The organism is Microbispora sp. KK1-11 (assembly GCF_006874435.1).
Lineage (GTDB): Bacteria > Actinomycetota > Actinomycetes > Streptosporangiales > Streptosporangiaceae > Microbispora > Microbispora catharanthi.
Genome location: NZ_VIRJ01000005.1, coordinates 108,087 through 128,742, shown reverse-complemented (window position 1 = coordinate 128,742; position 20,656 = coordinate 108,087). Strand labels below are relative to the sequence as shown.

The following is a 20,656-nucleotide window of genomic DNA, read 5'->3' as shown; positions in this document are numbered from 1 at the left end:
GGCGCCGTGCCGCGGGCGGCGGGTCACACGAGCGGCACGCCGAGCTGGGCCAGCAGCTCCAGCTGGTCGAAGTAGAGACGCAGGCTGACGATCAGCCCGTTCTCGATGGCGCAGACATAGCAGCAGCGGAGGTGCAGCGGGCGCCCCGTCGGCGGGATGACCTTGCCGCTTGGTCCCAGGTAAGGACCCGTGTGGGTGCCGATGAGCACCAGCTCGTCGGCCGTCATGTCGTCGACGTCGAACGACTCCAGGACCACCGTGTTCACGTCCGGGAAGGCGGCCCAGAACTCCCGCAGGTAGGAGCCCAGTTCCTCGTCCGTCCTCCCCTATCGGGATGGATGCCCTCGGAACGCGACGAGGTGTCCCACCCGCCGCGGTCTTTGCCGGGGGCTGTTCACAGCCATCGTCCGCCGGGGGCGTTCTCGTCTCGTACGGCGAAGCCGCCCTGGTCGTCGAAGGTCACCGTGTGGACCGCGTCGAATCCGTCCGACGGGCGTGGGCGGCGCAGGCGCTTCACGGTGGTGTGGATGCCGACCTCGGGGACCCGCGCGCGGCCGGGTCGCCGCGCGTTGCGGTCCAGGGACGTGGTGAGGTCGGGAGGGAACCAGTAGGCCACGACCCGGGCGCCGTGTTCCTTGGCCGCGACGATGAGCGGGCCCCACTCCTCCGGGGAGGGATTGGTGTTGTCCACGGCCACGTTCCGCCCCTCCTCCAGGGTCTCGGCGATGACCCGGAGCTGGCGTCGCTGCCGGTGGCGGGCGTTGGGCCAGTTGTCCTTGCTGACGTGGGCGTGCGTGGCCGCCAGGCGCTGCCGGTAGAAGGTGGTCTTGCCGGACGCCTGCAGCCCGACGAGGACGGCGACCTCCCGGCTCGTCATGGCCGCGACCTCCGCGGCGGGGTCATACCTCATCCTCCCCCGGTGACGTCCCGGTGGGGGCAGGGGGTCGCGCTCTGGTCATGTCTCGTGGTCGGCCAGGATCTCGTCGATCACGCGGAGCTGGTCGGCGGCCTGCTCCCCGTCGGTGTCGATTACCGCGGCCAGGACGATCAGTGCCTTCCACAACGCCCATCCCCTGGCCCGCGCCCACGTGGCGGAGTCCTGGCGTACGGCCGCGCGGAAGGCGTGCCTGCTCTCCCCCGCGAACATCGTCCAGGCGATGACCAGGTCGCATGCTGGGTCGCCCACACCCGAGGTCCCGAAGTCGATGACGGCGGTCAGCCGTCCGTCCCTGACGAGCAGGTTTCCGGCGGCGATGTCGCCGTGGAACCACACCGGCCTTCCCTGCCAGGTCGCCCCCAGAGCGGCGTCCCAGACGGCCGTGGCCCGCGCGGTGTCGACGCGGCCGTCGAGCGCGGCAAGCGCGCGGCGGGTCTCGTCGTCGTAGTGGGCCGGGGATGCGCCGCGGTGGAAACTGTGCGCACCGGCCCGCGGCCCGCCGGTCGCGCCGGCGCTCTGCAGGGCGAGGAGGAACTCGGCCACCGAGACGGCGAACGCGGGCAGGTCGTCGATGCGGCCGGCGAAGGCGGTCTCGCCCTCCAGCCACCTGCGGACGGACCATTCGAACGGATATCCCGCCCCCGGCGCGCCCTTGGCCAGCGGCTCGGGCACGGCGACGGGCAACGACGGCGCGAGGACCGGCAGCCACCGATGTTCCTTGTCCACCGCCGGCGCGTAGCCGGCCGCGGTCGGGAGCCGGACCGTCATCTTCTCGCCGAGGCGGTAGGTGCGGTTGTCCCAGCCGTCGACCTGGACCGGTGTCACGGGCAGGTCGCGCCACTGCGGGAACTGGTCCGCGATCAGTCGTTTCACCAGCGCCGCGTCGATTCCGGCGCGTCCGTCCAGGGGTGGATGATCGGCCACTTCGGGAGTGTCGCCGCCGCTTCCCCGGCCGTGCAACGGGATTTCCGCGCGCGTGGTCTCATACGATCACCGTCTCGTACGATCACGGCATGGCGGAGCTGGACCGGCACCATCCCGAGGGGCACGATTCGGATGGGCCGCTCCCCCACGTCAGGGAAGACTTCGATGTCGCCGCGTACGTGCGGCGCGTGAGGGGCGGCCCCTGTTTCGTCTGCGCGGTGGTGGCGGGCGACCCCGCGTACGACCTCGAACAGGTCGTGTTCGAAGACGATCATCACATCGCGTTCCTCGACCGATATCCCACGGTGCCGGGGAAGGTCCTGGTGGCGCCGAAGGCCCACGTCGAGCATGTGGTCCGCGACCTGGACGAGGAGGCGTACGTGCGGCTGATGCGGACGGTGCGCCGGGTCGCCCTGGCGGTCGAGGCGGTCGTCCCCTCGGAGCGTACGTATCTGCTGTCACTGGGCAGCGGGCAGGGCAACGCCCACCTGCACTGGCACATCGCGCCGCTGCCGCCCGGGACCGCGTACGAGCGGCAGCAGTTCCACGCGCTGATGACGGAGAACGGGGTGATCCCGTGGTCGCTGCGGCAGGCGGCCGACCTCGCGGAGAGGCTGTGCGCGGCGCTCGCCGGTCCGGCCGGAGCGTCCTTCCCCGAGGGGCGCGAGGAGGAGCTGGCCGGGGGTGGGGTCAACCGGGTCGTGCGGGTCGGGGACACGGTGCGCCGGCCGGCTCGCCGGTGGACGCCGGCGGTGCACGCCCTGCTGGACCATCTGGCGGCGGCCGGGTTCGGCGGCGCGCCGAGAGCTCACGGCTGCGACGGCGAGGGCCGGGAGGTGCTGGATTTCCTCCCGGGTGAGGTGCCCGGCTATCCCCTGCCGGCGTACGCGATGGCGGATGAGACGCTGGCCGGTGCCGGGGCGTTGCTGCGGGACTACCACGACGCGACGGTGGGCTTCGCGCCGCCAGAGGGCGCCGAGTGGTACTTCCCGCCGCGCGCTCCGGCCGAGGTCGTGTGCCATGGTGACGTGGCGCCGTACAACTGCGTCTTCCGGGAGGGGCGGCCGGTGGCGTTCATCGACTTCGACACCGCGCATCCGGGGCCGCGGGTGTGGGATGTGGCCTATGCCGCCTACCGGTTCGTGCCGTTGCATGATCCCGGCCGTGACGGGAGCGCTCCGGGCGTGGAGGAGCAGGCGCGGCGGCTGCGCGTGTTCGGCGATGCCTACCGGCTCGGCGTGGAGGACCGGGAGGCGTTGACGCGGACGGCGCGGGCGCGGCTGGAGCATCTGGTCGCCCACATGCGTGGGGAGGCCGCGGCGGGTCATGAGGCGTTCGCCGCTCATATCGCGGAGGGGCACGATCTGCTGTATCTCACCGACAGCGCGCATATCGCGCGTCATGAGGCGCTGTTCCTGGCGGCGCTTTCGTCGGAGGGGCAGGGCGGCAGGGTGGGGATGTCGGCGGGGTAGAGCGAGAGCAGCAGCCCGTACGGCTCGCCACCGGGGGGTGGGGTGCGGCCGGGAGGGGGCAGGAGGTCGCGGAGACGGGCGATGAGCGCGTGGGCCTCCTGGTGGGTGAGCCAGAGGTGGTTCAGCAGGGTGTGCTCGGCCTGGCCGGGCCGGGCGGGCAGCATCTCGGCGAGGGCGGCCCTGACGAGGAAGTCGGGGCCGGCCGCGGCCTCCTCGTGCAGCCGGAAGCCCCGGCTGACCAGGGCGAGGGTCTGCTCGGTGCCGCCGCGTACGTGCCGGGTGCCGGCGAGGTGGACGATGCCGGCTTCGCGTAGGACGCGGACGTGGTAGGCGATGGTGCCCTTGGCGGCCCGCAGTGCTGCGGCCAGTTCCCCCAGTGTCGCGGGGCGCTGGCGGAGCAGGTTGACGATGCGGTGACGGACGGGGTGGCCGAGAGCCTTGAACTGGGCGGGGGTACGTAGCTCCAGTAGGTCGGGGTCGTGCGGGGGCGTGGCGGGGCGCTCCCCCGCCGTCGTTTCTTCGTTCACCGGAGAAAGTGTCGAGGATGGTCGACGCTTTGACAAACGGGTGAGCGGGCCAGCAGAATCGCCCGGCCGGAAGCGTCGAAAGGTCTCGACGCTTGATGTGTCACATGGAGGAAGCCGATGCCTCATTCGACGGCGTACGTCGTCACCGACAGGCCCGAGCGCTACATCAAGCAGCTCGTGGCGCACATGGGTCACAAGGTGGAGACCGTGCTCGGCGGCGACGGACGGGCGGTGATCGAGCTGGGGTCCGGGCGTTGCGTGCTGCGGCCCTGCGGCGGCGGGTTCGAGATGATCGCGACCGCCGCCGGTGAGGAGCCGCTGCTCGGCGTGCGGGACGTCGTCACCCGTCACCTGCTGCGGTTCGCCTCCCAGGAGGATCTCGTGGTCGACTGGTCGCCGCCGGTCGGGGGCGACGCGGCGTGGACCCTGTCCCCCGTCGTGGACGACTACCTGCTCACGCACTGCTCGCCTGTGGACGAGGTGCTGCGTGATCTGGTGGTCAGGACGCGGGAGGAGACGGGCGGCGCGGCCGGGATGCAGGTCTCCCACGACGAGGGTGCCCTGCTGACGATGCTGACGCGGATGTCGGGCGCCCGCCTGGCCGTGGAGGTGGGGGTGTTCACCGGCTACTCCTCGATCTGCATCGCCCGGGGGCTGCCGCCGGACGGGCGGCTGCTGGCGTGTGACGTGAGCACGGAGTGGACGTCGATCGCCAGGAACTACTGGGAGCGCGCGGGGGTGGCCGACCGCATCGACCTGCGGATCGGGCCGGCGCTGGAGACGCTGCGCGCGCTTCCGGCCGAGCCGGTCGTCGGTTTCGCCTTCATCGACGCCGACAAGGTGAGCTACCCGGACTACTACGAGGAGGTGGTGACGCGGCTGAGCCCCGGCGGCCTGGTCGTGCTCGACAACGTGTTCCAGGGCGGGCGCGTGTTCGACCCGGCCTTCCAGGGGGACGCGCAGGTGGCCGTACGCCGCCTGAACGAGACGATCGCGCGGGACAGCCGGGTCGAATCGGTGATGCTGCCGGTGCGCGACGGCGTCACGATCGCCCGCCGGGTGGGCTGACCCCCAGGGGCGACGCGGATCTCGGGGACGCGCAGGGAGTTCGCGGGCCAGCGGTTCGAGGAAGAGGTCGGCGGAGCGGGAGAAACCGCCGCCGAGGACGACGACCTGCGGGTCGAGGGTGAGGACCAGGGCGGCGGTGCCGACGGCGAGGTCGCGGGTATAGCGGCGGACGGCGGTCCTGGCCGCCTTGTCTCCGGAGCGGGCGGCGTTGAACATCCAGGCGGCGGCGTCGTCGGTGTCGATGCCCGGGGGCAGGCTGGCGCAGTTCTCCAGGTGGGAGGGCGCGGTGAGCCAGCGGACGGCGCGCAGCTCGCCGATCTCGCCGCCGTAGCCGCGGCGCAGGGTGCCGTCGATGATGAGCCCGGCGCCGGTGCGCATGCCCGCCAGCAGGTAGACGATGTCGTCGGCGTCGCGGGCCGCCCCCTGCCAGCGCTCGGCGAGCGCGGCCAGTTTGCAGTCGTTCTCCACCTGGAGGGGTCGTCGACGGCGCCGAGCACGTCGTCGAAGCCGGGCAGACCGCCACGTTCGACGCCGACGCCCCGCACGCCTACCGCGCCTCGGGCACCGAAACCTGCCGCCTGATCATGACCGTCCATCTGCCGCCCGGCCCCGCCTGACGCACCGGCCGGGAGCCGGAAGGGCTGACTGTTCCATGGGGCGGGGCTTACGATCACCGCATGCCCAACATAGGTCCGTTCGAGCTGTTGGTCCTCGCCGTCATCGTGATCGCGCTTCTCGGCGTGGGGCTCGCCGCCGTGCGAGCCGGTGCCCGCCCCGCCGGGCCGCTGGCGTGGCGCAGCCCCGGCCTGCTGCCGCCGGTCTCGGCCGACCTGCAGCACCGGGTGCGGGAGCTGTACGCCGACAACAAGAAGATCGAGGCGATCAAGCTGGTCCGCGAGCAGACCGGGCTCGGGCTGAAGGAGGCCAAGGATCTGGCCGAGGCCCTGGCCTCCGGGCGGCCGCTGCCGGTGGCCCCGGGCCACGCGCGGCCGGATCTGGCCTCGCGGGTGCGGGAGCTGAAGGCGGCCGGACACGGCGAGCAGGCGGTGTTCCTGGTGCGCGGCGAGACGGGGATGGGTCAGTCGGAGGCCGAGCGGTTCGTTGACTCGATCGACGCGGAGGGCGGCGAGGCGTAGGAGACCGCCGCCGCGGCGTTTGCTGTCGGTGCGGGTCGGTACGGTGTCGATCATGCTGCCCGTACAGGTGAACAGGCTGACCGTGCAGGAGGCCGGGGACCGCTATGTGGAGCTGGTCCGGGCCAAGACGGTGACCGGTGCGCTGTCGCCCGCCACGGCCGAGGTGTACGCGCGGGACGTGGCGACGTTCGTACGGCTGGCCGGGCCGGACCGGGTGCTGGACGACCTGACCGGTGAGGACGTCAACGCGGTGCTGCTGGCGTTCGCGCGCAAGCCGGACGAGCGCAAGAAGAGCGAGGCCCAGGAGAAGGGCACGGAGAAGGGCACGGGGAAAGGCACGGGGCAGAGCGCGGCGTCGCAGGCGAGGTTCCGCCGGTCGGTGTCGGCGTTGTTCCGGCACGCCACGTCGGCGGGATGGGTGCATCTGGATCCGATGGCGGCCTCCTCGGTGCGGGCGCGGGAGCGGGGCGGGCTGCGGCCGGAGCGCCGGGCGCTGACACGGGAGCAGGCCGAGGGCCTGATCGAGGCGGCCGGCTCCCCCGCCGCGCCACCCCCGGAGGCGGCGGATTCGGGCGCGGGACGCCGCCGGCGGGCCGACCAGCGGACGGAGGTGCGTGACGCGCTGGTGGTGCTGCTGCTGACCGCGCTCGGCCCGCGGGTGTCGGAGCTGGTGCGGGCCAACGTGGAGGACTTCTACACCAACGACGGGGTGCGTTACTGGCGGATCTTCGGCAAGGGCGGGCGCACCAGGGACGTTCCGCTGCCCGATGCCGTCGCGGCGGCGCTCGACGCGTACCTGGCGGTGCGGGCGGGCGGGGACGGTGAGAAGGCGCTGTTGCTGTCGTGGCGGGGCAGGCGGCTGGCGCGGGGCGATGTGCAGGCGGTCATCGACCGGGTGCAGCGGCAGGTGGATCCCGGGCGGCGGCGGGCGGTGACCCCGCACGGGTTACGGCACACCACGGCGACGCACCTGCTGGCGGACGGCACCGACATGGACGCGGTGCGGCGGGTGCTGGGCCACAGCGATCTGTCGACGCTCGGCCGCTACCGGGACGACCTGCCCGGGGAGCTGGAGGTGGCGATGGGGTCGCATCCGCTGTTGCGCCGCCGGCGCGGCCAGGCCGGGCCCGACGGCCAGGCCGCGCCGGACGCCTAGTTCCGCGCGGTGCGTACGGGCTGGCGCAGGATGGTGCGCAGGGCCGTGGGGTCGGTCTCCTGGAGGCCGCTCAGGTAGATCTCGTGGTGGAGGCCGGCCGGGACGAGGCCGTGGGCGCGCATGAACTCGTCCATGAGCGCGAGCGACTTCGGTTCCTCGGCGAAGGAGCCGTGGTGGGTCATCTGGACGCACTGCCCGTCGGTGAAGGTGACGAGCTGGACGGCGTCGATGCCGGGGGTGGGGCGGGCGGCCTCGCGGGCCTGTTCGGCGAGGGCGGGGTCGAGGTCGTCGGGCAGGCGGAGGAACAGGTGCCAGTGCCATTCGTCCCTGGGGACGTCGAGGGGATGGCGGGTGGCGTCCTCGACCCACCAGCGGCCTTCGAGCACGGGCATGGGCAGTCCGGCGAGGCCGGTGAGGGGGTGCGCGACGGCGTACAGTGCGGTGATCGCGGCGAGGTGCGCGGGCCCGCCGGGCGCGCCGCGTCCGGTGACGCCGAGTCCCGTGACGGGGCCGAAGCCGGCGAGTTCGGGGGTGTCGGCGGCGGAATACCAGTTCATTCCTCGTCCTCCAGTCGGATCATCAGGTGGGTGACCAGCCGCTCGGGCGGGGTGGTCGCGGGGTCGGAGACGTATGCCTCGCGGAGGGAGCCCGTGGGGGCGTGCCCACGTTCCGCGCACCAGGTGAGCAGGGCGTGGGCGGTGAGCGAGATCTGGTCGTAGGGGCCGACGTGGGCGGCGGTGGCGAACGTGCCGCCGGGCAGGATCTCGGGGTCGGCGCCGGGCACCCGCGGCAGGCCGGTGCCGGTGAGGGCGACGGCGACGGGGATGGACTCGCCGTAGTCGAGCGGGAACAGCCCGACGAGGGCGGGTGCGGGCGGCTCGGCGGCCACCAGCCGGGCGACGCAGGCGGAGGTGGCGCGGCCGATGTCCTCCGGGGTGGCCGCCAGATCGCGGACGACGATCGCGGGGCGCGGGGGTTCGGCGACGAGGGTGACCTCGGCGCCGGGCAGGCCGGTGGCGAGGATGCGTTCGAGGCTCTTGAGGGTGCGCCTGCGGCGGGCGAGTTCGGCCTCCAGGTCGTCCCTGACCCGGGCGAGCGCGGCGGTTGCGGACTCCCCTCCCCGGGCGTTCCCTCCTCCGTCGCCGCCGGACAGCACGTCCGCGACGACGGGCAGCGGGACGTCGAGGGAGCGCAGCAGGCCGATGACGAGCGCGTCGCGGGCCTGGGCGGTCCGGTAGTAGCGGTAGCCGCTTGCGGGGTCGATCCAGGCGGGTTCGAGCAGGCCGAGCGTGGCGTAGTGGCGCAGTTGCTTGACGCTGAGCCGGGCGAGGCGGGCGAACTGCCCGATCGACAGGAGGTCGTCGTTCACGTGCCCCAGCATGGCCTCTCCCCCCGTGGGAGAGTCCACCGCGGGATTTCTGGGAAAGTTGTCGCGCCGGGTGTCGAGAATGCGGTGCCGGCTCCGTCCCAGGGACAGGAGCGGCCACGACGGGCCGCGCGACGAAGAAGGAGAACCACCGTGAAGTACCTGCTGCTGAAGCACTACCGAGGTGGCCCGGCCCCCGTCGTCGACTACGGGTCGTTGGACCAGTGGACGCCGGAGGAGGTCGACGCGCACGTGCAGTTCATGCGCGACTTCGCCGCACGCCTGGAGGAGACGGGCGAGTTCGTCGGCGAGCAGGCGCTGTCACCCGAGGGCACGTTCGTGCGGTACGACGGCGAGGGGCGCCCGCCGGTGACCGACGGCCCGTTCGCCGAGACGAAAGACCTCATCGCCGGCTGGATGATCATCGACGTGGAGTCGTGGGACCGCGCGGTCGAGCTGGCCGGGGAGCTGTCCGCCGCCCCCGGGCCCCGCGGCGAGCCAATCCACGAGTGGCTCGAGGTCCGGCCGTTCCTCACCGAGCCGCCCACGGTCACCGAGTGAACGAGTCGCTGGTGCGGGAGCTCGTACCCGCGGTGATCGGTGTCCTCGTCCGGCGCGGAGCCGACTTCGCGTCGGCCGAGGACGCCGTGCAGGAGGCCCTGATCCGGGCGCTGGAAACCTGGCCCGGCGATCCGCCGCGCGATCCGAAGGCGTGGCTCGTCGCGGTCGCCTGGCGCAGGTTCCTCGACGCCGCGCGTGCCGAGGCGTCGCGGCGGGGGCGGGAACTGACCGTGGAGGCCGAGCCTCCCGCCGGTCCTGCGCCCGCCACCGACGACACCCTGCGGCTGTACTTCCTGTGCGCGCACCCCACCCTGCCGCAGAGCTCGGCCGTCGCGCTGACGCTGCGCGCGGTCGGCGGCCTGACCACGCGGCAGATCGCGGCGGCCCACCTCGTCCCCGAGGCGACCATGGCCCAGCGGATCAGCCGGGCCAAGCGGAAGATCGCGGGGCTGCCGCTCGACCAGCCCGGCGATCTCGGGACGGTGCTGCGGGTGCTCTACCTCGTCTTCAACGAGGGGTACGGAGGAAACGTCGACCTGGCGGCCGAGGCGATCCGCCTGACCCGCCAGCTCGTCGCCTTGACCGGCGAGCCCGAGGTCGCCGGGCTGCTCGCGCTCATGCTGCTGCACCACGCGCGCCGCGCCTCCCGCACCGGCCCGGGAGGTCGCCTCGTGCCCCTCGCCGAGCAGGACCGGTCGCGCTGGGACACCGGCCTGATCGCCGAAGGGGTGACGATCCTGCAGGCCGCGCTGGCCCGCGACCGGCTGGGCGAATACCAGGCGCAGGCCGCGATCGCCGCCCTGCACGCCGACGCCCGCAGCGCCTGCGAGACGGACTGGGTGCAGATCGTGGAGTGGTACGACGAACTGCTGCTCCTCACCGGCAGCCCGGTCGTGCGGCTCAACCGCGCAGTGGCGGTCGGCGAGGCCGACGGGCCGCAGGCCGGCCTGGCGGCGCTGGCCGGCGTGGACCCCGGCCTGCCCCGCTACGCCGCGGTGACGGCATACCTGCACGAACGCGCCGGCGACCTCCAGCGCGCCGCCGAGCTGTACGCGGAGGCCTCCCGCGCCGCCACCAGCGTGCCGGAACGCGACCACCTCACCCGAGAGGCCGCACGGGTGCGGCAACTGCTGCGCCAGTCAGCACAGTAGTGAGCACAGTGAGGCCGCCGGGGGTGTACGGCCCCCGGCGGCCGGGTGTTCACACGCCGATACCTGTCATTCCTGCTGGTCGGTCGCGTGAACCGGCCGGAAACTTTCATCGCGGCGCGATCGGGTTGACCCTCACGCGGCGGGAGGCCGCAGGCTTGGACTCCGGAAGGGAGGAGAGCCCATGGGCTACTCGGTCGGCCAGGTCGCCCGCTTCGCGGGGATCACGGTGCGCACGCTGCACCACTACGACGAGATCGGGCTGCTGCGGCCCACCGAGCGGTCGGCCGCCGGATACCGGCGCTACAGCGAACCGGACCTCGACCGGCTGCAGCAGGTGCTGTTCTACCGGGAGCTCGGGTTCTCCCTGGAGGAGATCGCCGTCATCCTCGACGATCCGGGCGCGGACCCGGTGACCCACCTGCGCCGCCAGCACGAGTTGCTGCGGCGCAGGATCGGGCGGCTGGAGGCGATGGCGGCGGCGGTCGAACGTGTGATGGAGGCGAGGAAGATGGGCATTTCCCTCACGCCGCAGGAGCGGTTCGAGGTGTTCGGCGACTTCGATCCCGAGCAGTACGCCGAGGAGGCGGAGGAACGCTGGGGCGGCACCGACGCGTTCGAGCAGAGCCACCGCCGGACGGCCCGCTACACCAAGGACGACTGGCGGGCCATCACGGCGGAGGCCGGCGAGGTGCTGCAGGCGTTCGCGGCGGCTTTCGCCGAAGGGGCGCCCGCGGAGGGCGAGCGGGCGACGGACGTGGCCGAACGGCACCGCGCGCACATCACCCGCTGGTTCTACGACTGCACCTACGAGATCCACAAGGGTCTCGGGGAGATGTACGTGACCGATCCGCGCTTCGCCGCGAACTACGAGCGGGTCGCCGAGGGGCTGAGCCGCTATGTCCGCGACGCGATCCACGCCAACGCGGCGCGGCACGCCTGACCCCGGATGGTGGTCCGCTCGGTCTGGGCCGCTCGGTCTGGTCCGCTCAGCGGGTCACAGTACGGCGGCGAGCGAGCCGGTCATCAGGCGGCGCCATCCGCCGTCCATGATGGAGCGGGCCCGCCGCTGCATCTCGTTGCCGGGGTCGAAGCCCTCGTGGGTGAGGAACAGCCGGGTGCCGCGGCCTTCGGGTTCGAGCGTCCAGGTGATCGTCCAGTCGGCGCCGCTGAGGCCGGCGGGATCGGCGTCGCGCCAGCCCAGGCGGAGCATGCGCTCGGGCTCGAAGGCCAGCACCTCGGCCTGGACGGTGCCGGAGAACCCGGTGCCGGGCATGGCCGTCCCGCGCATCGTGTAGCGGTGTCCCACGCTCAGGCGGAAGTCTCCCGGCATGAACCACTGAGCCAGCAGGTCGGGGTCGGTCAGGGCCTGCCACACGCGGGCGGGCGGGTGCGCCAGGTATTCGTCCAGGCGCAGCACGGTCGGGTCGTCGTCGGTCATGGCCTCTCCTCGTTCTGGTCCGTCCGGTGGCCGCTGCCGCTGTCGTGCGGGTGGCCGCCGGCGCCGGTTCCGGTGTCTGTGGTTCCGGTGTCTGTGATTTCGGTGTCGTCGAGCAGGTGGCGCAGGGCGGACAGCCTGTCGCGCCAGAACCGCTCGTAGGGGTCCAGCCAGTCGCGGACGCGGACGAGCGGGACGGGCTCCAGACGGTAGAGCCGGCGCCTGCCGTCCCTGCGTTCACTGACCAGGCCCGCCTCGCGCAGCACCCGCAGGTGCTCGGAGAAGCTGGGCCGGGCCATGGAGAAGCAGGAGGCCAGCTCCTGCACGGATTGGGGGCCGCGCTCGCGGAGCAGGCGCAGCACCTCGCGCCGCACCGGGCTGGCGAGTGCGGCGAAGATCTCGTCTTCCGCCGGTGACGACTGCCGTACGGCGGTGGGGGTGACGTCCACGGCACCATAATAGGTAGGAAATTTCCTACCTGTCATCTCCGGGGACTTCACAGCCAGGAAACGCGTTGGTAACAAGGCCCAGTCAAGATGGGGACTCGTGATCAGGGCCATTCTGTTCGACCTCGACGAGACCCTTTTCGATCATCGCCGGGCGGTCGCGCACGCCGCGACCCGCTGGACCGAGTCGGTCTGCCCCGGTCACGAGCTGCTGCCGGAGACGCCGGCGCTGTGGCTCGACCTGGAGGACAAGCACGTACCCGCGTGGCAGGCCGGGGAGTGCTCGTTCGCCGAGCAGCGGCGCCGGCGGCTGCGCGAGTTCTGCCGGCGGCTCGGGCTGCCCGAGCCGTCCGACCCGGACGTGGCCTTCGCCGGCTTCCTGACCCACTACGAGTCGGCCTGGGCCGCCTTCACCGACGTGCCCGAGACGCTGGACGCGCTGGCGGCCCTCGACGACGCCCCCGTGCTGGGCGTGCTCACCAACGGTGTGGCCGTGCAGCAGGAGGCCAAACTACGCCGCATCGGGCTGATGGACCGCATGGAGGTGGTGCTGACGCCCGACACGCTCGGCGCGTTCAAGCCCGCCCCGCGGTGTTACCGCGAGGCGGCGGCGAAGCTCGGCCTGCGCCCGCAGGAGGTGCTCATGGTCGGCGACAACCTCCTGCTCGACGCGGTCGCCCCCACCCGGGCGGGCATGCAGGGGGTGTGGCTCGACCGCTACCGCGCCGAGCCGGGCGCCTCCTCCCCCGCCGTCAGGAGGATCACCACGCTGCGCGATCTGCCCGATGTGCTGACCGCGCTGAGTCCGCGCCTGCTCGGCCCGTCACGCGCCGCCTGAACCGCGAAAGTCTCAGGTGCGCAGGCCGGTGGCGGCGACGCGGCGGCGGGCGAAGCCGAGCCGTTCGTAGACGACGACGGCCGCCCGATTCCAGTCGTCCACCATCAGCGCCGCGCGGCCGTGCTCCGCAAGCAGCGCGGTCGCCACGAACCTGCACACCCGCTCCCCCAGCCCGCGTCCCCGCGCCGGCGCGGCGGTCGCGACGCCGGCGAGCAGGCCCACCGTCGGCGCGGACCACGCGTCGGCCGCGACCGCCAGCAGGGCGCCCGAGCCGTCCCGGACGCCGGCCCAGCGGCGTACGCGCGGCAGGCCTGGCACGGCGTAGGAGCCGGGGTTGGCGGCGGCGAGCAGCGCCGCCACCTCCGGGGCGGCGGAGTCCGCCAGCCAGCAGGCCGCCCCCTCGCGGCCCGTCACCTCCTGACCTGTCACCTCCTGGCGGGGCGGGGCGAGCTTCTCGGTGCCCATCCAGGAGAAGCGGACCGCCGGCTCCAGCTCCGGCACGGCCTCGACGACCTGTTCGATCAGCTCGGCGTCGCCGAGGGGCCGGTAGGACGGCCCGGCCTCGGCCAGGGCGTGCCGCACAAGCGGGACGACCTGGGCGGTCGTGCCCCGCACCATCAGGCGGTCGCGCCGGGACGCCTCGGGGCTGGCCACCGCCACCGCGTCCCCGTACGCCCAGGCGCGTACGCCGGGCCGCATGCCCTGCGCCGCCCACACGACGAGGTCGTCGTCGTCCGAGGCGGCGACGACCTCGGCCTCGCTCACCAGTTCACGCACGCGTGTCCTAAAGGATCGCGCCCGGGACGTAGGCGGCGTCGTCGGGATGGCGCGCGGTGATCTCGCCGACCCGCGCGGCCACGGCCGCCACCTGACCGGCGGCCGCGCCCGCGAAGGAGGCACGGTCGGCCAGCAGCGCGTCGAGTTCGGCCCGGCCGAGCGGGAAACGATCGTCGGCGGCCAGCCGGTCGAGCAGCTCGTTGCCCACGCCGCGCGATCGCATGGCCAGCGCCGAGGCGACCGCGTGCTCCTTGATGATCTCGTGGGCGGTCTCGCGGCCGACCCCGGCCCGCACGGCCGCCATGAGCATCTTGGTCGTGGCGAGGAACGGCAGGTAGCGGCCCAGCTCGGCCTCGATGACCGCCGGGAACGCGCCGAACTCGTCCAGCACGGTCAGCATGGTCTCCACCAGGCCGTCGAAGGCGAAGAACGCGTCGGGCAGGGCGACCCGGCGGACGACCGAGCACGACACGTCGCCCTCGTTCCACTGGTCGCCGGCGAGCTCCCCGGCCATCGAGGCGTACCCGCGCAGGATCACGGTGAGGCCGTTGACGCGCTCGCAGGAGCGGGTGTTCATCTTGTGCGGCATCGCCGACGAGCCGACCTGGCCTTCCTTGAAGCCCTCGGTGACCAGCTCGTGCCCGGCCATCAGGCGGATGGTCTTGGCCAGGGACGACGGGGCGGCGGCCAGCTGCACCAGCGCGGTCAGCACGTCGTAGTCGAGTGAGCGGGGGTAGACCTGGCCGACGCTGGTGAAGCGGCGGGCGAACCCCAGGTGCGCGGCGACGCGGTCCTCCAGCGCGGCCAGCCGCTCCTCGCCGCCGAGCAGGTCGAGCATGTCCTGCGCGGTGCCGACCGGGCCCTTGATCCCCCGCAGCGGGTAGCGCTCCAGCAGGTCCTCCAGCCGCTCGTAGGCAACCAGCAGCTCGTCGGCGGCGGTCGCGAAGCGCTTGCCGAGCGTGGTCGCCTGCGCGGCGACGTTGTGCGAGCGCCCCGCCATGACGGTCGAGGAGTGCTCGGCGGCCAGGCGGCCCAGGCGGGCCAGCAGCGCCACGACCCTGCCGCGCACCAGCAGCAGGCTGTCGCGGATCTGCAACTGCTCGACGTTCTCGGTCAGGTCGCGGGAGGTCATGCCCTTGTGGACATGCTCGTGCCCGGCCAGGGCGTTGAACTCCTCGATGCGGGCCTTCACGTCGTGCCGTGTGACCTTCTCCCGCTCGGCGATGGAGGCCAGGTCGACCTGCTCGGCCACCTTCTCGTAGTCGGCGACGGCCTGCTCGGGCACCTCGATCCCGAGGTCGGCCTGGGCCCTGAGCACGGCGAGCCAGAGCCTGCGCTCCAGCACCACCTTGTGCTCGGGAGACCACAGACGGGCCAGCTCCGGCGAAGCGTAACGGGCGGCCAGGACATTCGGGATACGCGGCTTGGCATTCACGTTGGCCCAGTCTATTGAGCCCGTACGTTCCGGCTGTCCGCAGGTGCCGGGCAGGCACGGGGGTCTCACGCCACGGCCGGCACCGGGACGAAGAACGACACCAGGCTCGCCGTCACACGACAGGCTCGGCCGCCCGGGACTCCCGAGCGCCCCGGCCGCGCAGGCGGTCCATCTCACGCCACTGCGGCAGCAGCGCGGCCAGGTTGGTGGTCAGGAAGTAGGCCGCGCCGGCCGTCAGCAGCACCGGTGCGAGCCCTGACCACGCCACCGCGGCCCCGGCGATCAGCCCGCCCAGAGGGATGCCCGCCCACGCCATCGAGTCGCCCAGCGCGTTCACCCGGCCGCGCAGGCCGTGCGGCACCCGCTCGAAGGCGATCGCCCCGAGGATCGGATTGAGGAAGCCCCCACCGGCCCCGCTCACCACGAACACCGCCAGCACCGCCCACATCGGCGCGTCGGCGGCCAGCACCAGGAACCGCGGCGCCCCGGCCAGCAGGAACCCGGCGAAGAACACGACCCGGCGCGGCATCCGGTGCGCGACGGCCGCGGCGACCAGGCTTCCGGCGACCGCCGTGGCGCTCCACACGCCGTTGCTCAATCCGATCGCCGTCGGGCCGTTGCCGGATTGCTGGGCCCACACGGGCAGCAGGACGGTGCTGAACGCCGCGTCGAGCAGGTTGGTGATCCCGACCATGACGATGATGGTGAGCAGCAGCGGCTCGCCGCGCAGGAAGGCGAAGCCCTCGCCGAAACGCCGCCAGTAGCCGGTTGCGGCAGGGGCTTCGTCGGCCGGGTGACCCATACCGCGCGGCAGGGCCAGCGAGATGATCAGCGACCCGAGGGCGAAGCACGCGGCGTTGAGCACGAGACCGGTCAGCGGGCCCAGCAACGCCACCAGGAGGCCGCCGACCGCCGGACCGATGGTCGAGGCCAGCCGCTCGGTCACGCCGGACAGGCCGGTGGCGCGCTCCAGCGGCACGCCGGCGCGCTCGGCCGCCTCCGGGACCATCACCTCCTTGGCCAGGTCGCCGGGGCCGCGAACGGCGCCGATCACCGCGACCAGGGCCAGCAGCACGGGGAAGGACAGCAGGCCCGCGGCGTGCAGGAGGGGAATCGCGCCGGCCGCGGCCGCGCTGACCGCATCGGTGCTCCAGGAGACGACCCGCGGACCGGCCCGGTCCACCAGCGGCCCGGTCAGCGCCTTGACCACCACGTACGGAGTCATCTCGCAGAAGGCCACCAGCCCGGTCTGGGTGGCGCTGCCGGTCGTGACCAGCACGAACCACGGCAGTGCGATGGCCGACACCCGGGTGCCGGTCAACGCGACCGCCATGGCCGCGAGCAGCCCGCCCAGCGGCCGTAGCCTGCGCGCGCGGGAAGAACCGCCGGCGGCGCCGTCCTCTACCGTCATCGGGCGTCGTCTTCCTGGGCGGTGGGCGCGTCCGGTTCGGGCAGGATGTGCGCGATCACCGTCACCCGCTCGGCATCCTCCGGGGCGCCGGCCGCCTCCGGGCTGTCCCTGGGGTATCGCGTGACGACCGCCCACAGCTCCTCCCGCAGGGCGGTGGCCTCCTGCGGGGTCAGCCGCAGCGCCCAGTCGCTCATGTCGACGGCGTTGCGCCACGCGGGTGGCATCGTCTGGAGCTCGTTGATCGCCCGTTGGACGCGCAGGGTGTGGGTGGCGGCGACCGACTGCAGGTACGCCATCGTCGCCTCGGGCTCCCGCTCGATCAGGTCCGGATCGTTGAGCCAGGTCGACCGGTGGACCGCGCGCCACCAGCGTTCCCGTGCGTTCCCGCGCGCGGTGTCCTCCTCGACGAAGCCCGCGGCGGCGAGCCGGCGCAGGTGGTAGCTGGCCGCGCCGGAGTTGATGGTGAGCAGCTCGGCGAGCCGGGTGGCCGTCGACGGGCCGTGCTTGCGCAGCAGGCCCACCACCTGGACGCGCACCGGATGTGCGAGGGCACGAAGGCCCTTGGCGTCCAGGACGACCGCGTCCTCCGCCGCCGGAGAGTACGGCGTTTCGCCATGATCGGTCATGGCCCCAACCATAAACCGCAAACAGTTCTTCGCAAAGATTTCTTCGCGAAGAACTGTTCGCATTTGTATCTGTGTGGCGGCCGGGCTCACTTGGCCGGTTCGAGGGCCTCCTTGCCGTACACGGTCAGGTCACCGTCCCCGTCGCCCGAGGCGGGCTGCTTCGGCGTACGGCGCATGCGCTCCTTGAGCCGCTCCACCATCGTGTAGAGCGTCGGCACCAGCACCAGCGTGAGCAGCGTCGAGGAGATCAGGCCGCCGATCACGACGATGGCCAGCGGCTGGGAGATGAACCCGCCCGAACCGGTCACGCCCAGCGCCATCGGAGTGAGCGCGCAGATCGTCGCGATCGCGGTCATCAGGATCGGGCGAAGCCGCCGCCGGCCGCCCTCCATGACCGCCTCCACCACGCCCAGCCCCTGCTCGCGGTACTGGTTGATCAGGTCGATCAGCACGATCGCGTTGGTGACGACGATGCCGATCAGCATCAGCATGCCGATCAGCGCGGGCACGCCGAGCGCCGTGTCGGTGACCAGCAGCAGCCCGATCGCGCCGGTCGCCGCGAACGGAATCGACACCAGCAGGATCAGCGGCTGCACCAGGCTGCGGAACGTCGCCACCATGATCATGAAGACGATCGCCACCGCGAGCAGCATGGCCATCCCCAGGTCGGCGAACGCGTCCTGCTGGTCGGAGCTCGCACCGCCGATCTTGTACGTCACCCCGGCCGGCAGCGTCAGCGTCTTCAGCTTGTCGGTGACCTTCGTGGTGATCGCACCCAGGTTGGACGCGTCGGCGGTGCCCGACACCGTCGCGGTGCGGTCGCCGTCCTGCCGGGTGATCTGGATCGGGCCGTCGGCCTTCACCACGTCGGCGACGTCGCCGAGCTTCACCATGCCCGTCGCCGTGGGGATCGCGAGCTTCCTGATCGCCGCGATGTCGTCGGGCGCGTCACCGCCGGCGCGCAGGATCACGTCGCTGGAGCGGCCGTCGACGTCGATCGAGCCGAGCGGCGCGCCGCGGAACGCCTGCGCGACCAGCTGCCCGATCCCGGCCTCGGTCAGGCCCCTGGCGGCGGCCTTCTCCCGGTCCACGTGCACCTCGACCCGCGGGACGCTGTCTTCGAGGTTGGAGGCGACGTCCCGCAGCCCGTCGATCCCGGCCATGGTGTCGCGCACCGTGGTGGCGGCCGTCTTCAGCGCGGCCTGGTCCGAGCCCTGCACGATGACCTGCACCTGGTCGGAGTTGAACCCGCCGCCGCTGCCGCCGACCGTGACGTCGCCGATTCCCGTCAGGCCCTTCAGCCTGTCCCGCAGCCGGTCCTCCAGGGCGGAGGTCTCCACGCCCTCCTTCAGCGTGACCGAGAACGACGCGTGGTCGGAGCCGCCGCCCACCCCGCCGAGGAAGCGGTTCCCGCCGCCGACCGTCACCTGGTAGGACTTCACGCCCCCGTCGGCCGCGAGCACCGCCTCGACCTTCTTGGCCGCCGCGTCGGTGGTCGCCAGGTCGGTCCCGGCCGGCATCCGCTGGCTGATCTGCGTGGTGTCGTTGCCCGAGTTGTCGAGGAAGTTCGTCTTCAGGTTGGGCGCCAGCGCCATCGTGGCGACGAACACCACCACCCCGATCAGCACAGTGATCAGGCGCCGCCTCGTCGCGAACCGCAGCACCGGCAGGTAGATCCGCTGCAGCGGGCTGCGCAGCTCCCTGCGCTCGGCGTCCTCGCGTACGGCCTGCGCCTCCTGCGGCGTGAGCGCCGGCGCCTTGAGGAACCAGTACGCCAGCACCGGGATGACGGTCAGCGCCACCAGCAGCGACGCAAGCAGCGCCACGGTCACCGTGATCGCGAACGGGCTGAACAGCTGCCCCACCATCCCGCCGACGAAGGCGATCGGCAGGAACACCGCGACCGTCGTGAGCGTCGAGGCCGTCACCGCGCCGGACACCTCGCGCACCGCGCCCAGGATCGCCCGCCGCTTCTCCTCGCCGTAGGCGAGATGGCGCTTGATGTTCTCCAGCACCACGATCGAGTCGTCGACCACCCGGCCCACGGCGATCGTCAGCGCCCCCAGCGTCAGCAGGTTCAGCGAGTAGTCGCCGATCCACAGCGCGATCAGCGCGATCACCACCGACAGGGGGATCGACACGGCCGTGACCAGGGTCGAGCGGACCGACAGCAGGAACACCAGGATCACGAGCACGGCGAACGCCAGGCCCAGCAGGCCCTCGGTGGTGAGGTCCTCGATGGACCGCTCGACGTACGGCGCCTGGTCGAACACCACGGTCAGCTCGGCGCTGTCGCCGAGGGCGCGGGTCAGGTCCGGCAGGGCGTCGTTCACGTCGTGGGAGATCTGCACGGCGTTGCCGTCGGGCACCATCGTGATCGACACGCCGAGGCTCGGGGTGCCGTTGGTGCGGGTGAGCGTGGCCGCGGAGGCGTCCTCGACCTTGATGGCGGCCACGTCGCCGAGCTTGACCGGCTTCGGCCGGGCCGCTGCGGCCCGCGCCTGCGCCGCCGCCGGCGCCGCGCTCTGCCCGGCGGCAGCGCCCTGCCCCGCGCCCTGTCCTGAGCCCTGTCCTGCGCTCGCGCCGCCGCGCTGTCCGGCCGCGGCGCCCTGACCGGCCGCGGGCGCGGCGGGGGCAAGGTAGAGGTTCTCCAGGTCCTTGACCGTACGCACCGGGTCGCCGATCTGCACGGTCAGCGACTTGCCGTCCTCGGTCAGCGTGCCGGCCGGGATGGACACCCCGTTGGCCCGCAGGAGGTCGGGGATGGCCGCGGCCGACAGCCCCCGCAGGGCGAGCCTGCCCTGGTCGGGGGTGATGACGACCTGTTCCTCACTGGCGCCGCTGACGGTGACGTCACGGACGCCCTCGATCGACTGCAGCTCCGGCACCATGATCTTCTCGATCTTGTCGAGCATGGCGTGCTGGTCGCCGCCGTCGCCGACCGCGATCGCCATCACCGGGATGTCGTCGGTGCTGCCCGCGACCACCTGCGGATCGACGTCGGCCGGAAGCTGCGCCTTGATCCGGCTCACGGCCTGCTGCATCTTCCCGATCATCTGGTCGATGTCGGTGCCGTACTCATAGGCCACCTGCACCTGGGACATCCCCTCCCGCGAGGTGGAGGTGATGTCGGTGACACCGGCGATACCCTGGAACGCGCTCTCGATCGGCTTGGTGACCTGCTCCTCCACGATCTCAGGAGCGGCACCCGGATAACTCGCCACCGTGAACGCCGCCGGGAACTCCAGCGACGGGAAAAGCTGTTGCTTCAGCGAGGGAATCGCGAACAAGCCCAAACCCGCGAGCACCAGCGTGATCATGATCACGAGAGTGCGGTTGGCAAGGCTCAGCCTGGCCAAGGAGGTCATCCGAGCTCCTGACATCGGGGAA

At 72.5% G+C, this 20,656-nt stretch carries 21 protein-coding genes and 2 pseudogenes; 9 read left to right on the top strand and 14 right to left on the bottom strand.

The window, feature by feature from the left end; genetic code table 11:
- Window positions 1-23: 23 nt before the first annotated feature.
- From FLW16_RS09805 to FLW16_RS09795, 3 genes are all read right to left on the bottom strand, one after another.
- A complete protein-coding gene (locus FLW16_RS09805; protein WP_142559673.1) occupies window positions 24-308 on the bottom strand; it encodes an ester cyclase in 285 nt (94 codons plus the stop codon).
- Between the two features lie 86 nt (window positions 309-394).
- Window positions 395-910, bottom strand: a complete 516-nt coding sequence (locus FLW16_RS09800; RefSeq protein WP_221890980.1) for an ATP-binding protein — start codon at window positions 908-910, stop codon at window positions 395-397.
- A 45-nt stretch (window positions 911-955) separates the two neighbouring features.
- Complete coding sequence (locus tag FLW16_RS09795) at window positions 956-1,861, bottom strand: aminoglycoside phosphotransferase family protein (protein ID WP_142559672.1); 906 nt, start codon at window positions 1,859-1,861, stop codon at window positions 956-958.
- Between the two features lie 89 nt (window positions 1,862-1,950).
- Between FLW16_RS09795 and FLW16_RS09790 the strand changes: the two genes are divergently transcribed.
- The gene (locus tag FLW16_RS09790) at window positions 1,951-3,333 is read left to right on the top strand and encodes a phosphotransferase (protein ID WP_260615121.1); all 1,383 of its coding nucleotides are present in this window, start codon (window positions 1,951-1,953) and stop codon (window positions 3,331-3,333) included.
- Here FLW16_RS09790 and FLW16_RS09785 read toward each other — a convergent pair.
- Window positions 3,261-3,860, bottom strand: a complete 600-nt coding sequence (locus FLW16_RS09785) for a transcriptional regulator (RefSeq protein ID WP_260615120.1) — start codon at window positions 3,858-3,860, stop codon at window positions 3,261-3,263. The genes FLW16_RS09790 and FLW16_RS09785 overlap by 73 nt on opposite strands.
- 117 nt (window positions 3,861-3,977) lie before the next feature.
- On the opposite strand from FLW16_RS09785, the gene FLW16_RS09780 reads away from it, so the two are divergent.
- On the top strand, window positions 3,978-4,928 hold the full coding sequence (locus FLW16_RS09780) for a DUF2218 domain-containing protein (RefSeq protein WP_312847126.1): 951 nt from the start codon (window positions 3,978-3,980) through the stop codon (window positions 4,926-4,928).
- Window positions 4,929-5,024: 96 nt separating this feature from the next.
- Here the strand turns inward: FLW16_RS09780 and FLW16_RS46145 are convergent.
- Window positions 5,025-5,396, bottom strand: a pseudogene (locus tag FLW16_RS46145) (ROK family protein); the annotation flags it as partial.
- A 23-nt stretch (window positions 5,397-5,419) separates the two neighbouring features.
- On the opposite strand from FLW16_RS46145, the pseudogene FLW16_RS09770 reads away from it, so the two are divergent.
- The 3 genes and pseudogenes from FLW16_RS09770 to FLW16_RS09760 form a co-directional block, all read left to right on the top strand.
- A pseudogene (locus FLW16_RS09770) lies at window positions 5,420-5,545 on the top strand (cupin domain-containing protein); the annotation flags it as partial.
- A gap of 60 nt (window positions 5,546-5,605) precedes the next feature.
- Window positions 5,606-6,064, top strand: a complete 459-nt coding sequence (locus FLW16_RS09765; protein WP_142559671.1) for a ribosomal protein L7/L12 — start codon at window positions 5,606-5,608, stop codon at window positions 6,062-6,064.
- A 52-nt stretch (window positions 6,065-6,116) separates the two neighbouring features.
- Window positions 6,117-7,220, top strand: coding sequence for a tyrosine-type recombinase/integrase (locus FLW16_RS09760; protein WP_142559670.1), 1,104 nt, complete (start codon window positions 6,117-6,119; stop codon window positions 7,218-7,220).
- On the opposite strand, the gene FLW16_RS09755 is transcribed toward FLW16_RS09760, so the two are convergent.
- Together FLW16_RS09755 and FLW16_RS09750 are read right to left on the bottom strand one after the other, a co-directional pair.
- On the bottom strand, window positions 7,217-7,777 hold the full coding sequence (locus FLW16_RS09755; RefSeq protein WP_142559669.1) for a GyrI-like domain-containing protein: 561 nt from the start codon (window positions 7,775-7,777) through the stop codon (window positions 7,217-7,219). The genes FLW16_RS09760 and FLW16_RS09755 overlap by 4 nt on opposite strands.
- Window positions 7,774-8,601 carry a GyrI-like domain-containing protein gene (locus FLW16_RS09750; RefSeq protein WP_142559668.1) on the bottom strand — a complete coding sequence of 276 codons (828 nt, stop codon included), beginning with the start codon at window positions 8,599-8,601 and terminating at the stop codon, window positions 7,774-7,776. The genes FLW16_RS09755 and FLW16_RS09750 overlap by 4 nt, the downstream gene beginning before the upstream one ends.
- A gap of 138 nt (window positions 8,602-8,739) precedes the next feature.
- Between FLW16_RS09750 and FLW16_RS09745 the strand changes: the two genes are divergently transcribed.
- From FLW16_RS09745 to FLW16_RS09735, 3 genes are all read left to right on the top strand, one after another.
- Entirely contained in the window at window positions 8,740-9,147 is a 408-nt protein-coding gene (locus tag FLW16_RS09745) for a YciI family protein (protein ID WP_142559667.1), read from the top strand.
- Window positions 9,144-10,298 carry an RNA polymerase sigma factor gene (locus FLW16_RS09740; RefSeq protein WP_142559666.1) on the top strand — a complete coding sequence of 385 codons (1,155 nt, stop codon included), beginning with the start codon at window positions 9,144-9,146 and terminating at the stop codon, window positions 10,296-10,298. Before FLW16_RS09745 ends, FLW16_RS09740 begins: the two co-directional genes overlap by 4 nt.
- A gap of 181 nt (window positions 10,299-10,479) precedes the next feature.
- Complete coding sequence (locus FLW16_RS09735; RefSeq protein WP_142559665.1) at window positions 10,480-11,238, top strand: MerR family transcriptional regulator; 759 nt, start codon at window positions 10,480-10,482, stop codon at window positions 11,236-11,238.
- Between the two features lie 54 nt (window positions 11,239-11,292).
- Here the strand turns inward: FLW16_RS09735 and FLW16_RS09730 are convergent, their stop codons facing one another.
- Complete coding sequence (locus FLW16_RS09730; protein ID WP_142559664.1) at window positions 11,293-11,736, bottom strand: SRPBCC domain-containing protein; 444 nt, start codon at window positions 11,734-11,736, stop codon at window positions 11,293-11,295.
- A complete protein-coding gene (locus FLW16_RS09725) occupies window positions 11,733-12,182 on the bottom strand; it encodes a helix-turn-helix transcriptional regulator (RefSeq protein ID WP_260615119.1) in 450 nt (149 codons plus the stop codon). Before FLW16_RS09725 ends, FLW16_RS09730 begins: the two co-directional genes overlap by 4 nt.
- 97 nt (window positions 12,183-12,279) lie before the next feature.
- Here FLW16_RS09725 and FLW16_RS09720 point away from each other — a divergent pair, with 97 nt between their 5' ends.
- Window positions 12,280-13,017: an HAD family hydrolase gene (locus tag FLW16_RS09720; RefSeq protein ID WP_185949338.1), complete on the top strand. Its 738-nt coding sequence runs from the start codon at window positions 12,280-12,282 to the stop codon at window positions 13,015-13,017.
- 12 nt (window positions 13,018-13,029) lie between these two features.
- On the opposite strand, the gene FLW16_RS09715 is transcribed toward FLW16_RS09720, so the two are convergent.
- The 5 genes from FLW16_RS09715 to FLW16_RS09695 form a co-directional block, all read right to left on the bottom strand.
- Window positions 13,030-13,794: a GNAT family N-acetyltransferase gene (locus FLW16_RS09715; protein ID WP_221890978.1), complete on the bottom strand. Its 765-nt coding sequence runs from the start codon at window positions 13,792-13,794 to the stop codon at window positions 13,030-13,032.
- Window positions 13,795-13,801: 7 nt separating this feature from the next.
- Window positions 13,802-15,229: an adenylosuccinate lyase gene (gene purB / locus FLW16_RS09710; RefSeq protein ID WP_142559661.1), complete on the bottom strand. Its 1,428-nt coding sequence runs from the start codon at window positions 15,227-15,229 to the stop codon at window positions 13,802-13,804.
- Window positions 15,230-15,341: 112 nt separating this feature from the next.
- Window positions 15,342-16,640 carry an MFS transporter gene (locus FLW16_RS09705; RefSeq protein WP_142559660.1) on the bottom strand — a complete coding sequence of 433 codons (1,299 nt, stop codon included), beginning with the start codon at window positions 16,638-16,640 and terminating at the stop codon, window positions 15,342-15,344.
- The gene (locus tag FLW16_RS09700) at window positions 16,637-17,266 is read right to left on the bottom strand and encodes a transcriptional regulator (RefSeq protein WP_142559659.1); all 630 of its coding nucleotides are present in this window, start codon (window positions 17,264-17,266) and stop codon (window positions 16,637-16,639) included. Before FLW16_RS09700 ends, FLW16_RS09705 begins: the two co-directional genes overlap by 4 nt.
- 86 nt (window positions 17,267-17,352) lie before the next feature.
- The gene (locus tag FLW16_RS09695; RefSeq protein WP_142559658.1) at window positions 17,353-20,634 is read right to left on the bottom strand and encodes an efflux RND transporter permease subunit; all 3,282 of its coding nucleotides are present in this window, start codon (window positions 20,632-20,634) and stop codon (window positions 17,353-17,355) included.
- Window positions 20,635-20,656: the final 22 nt, after the last annotated feature.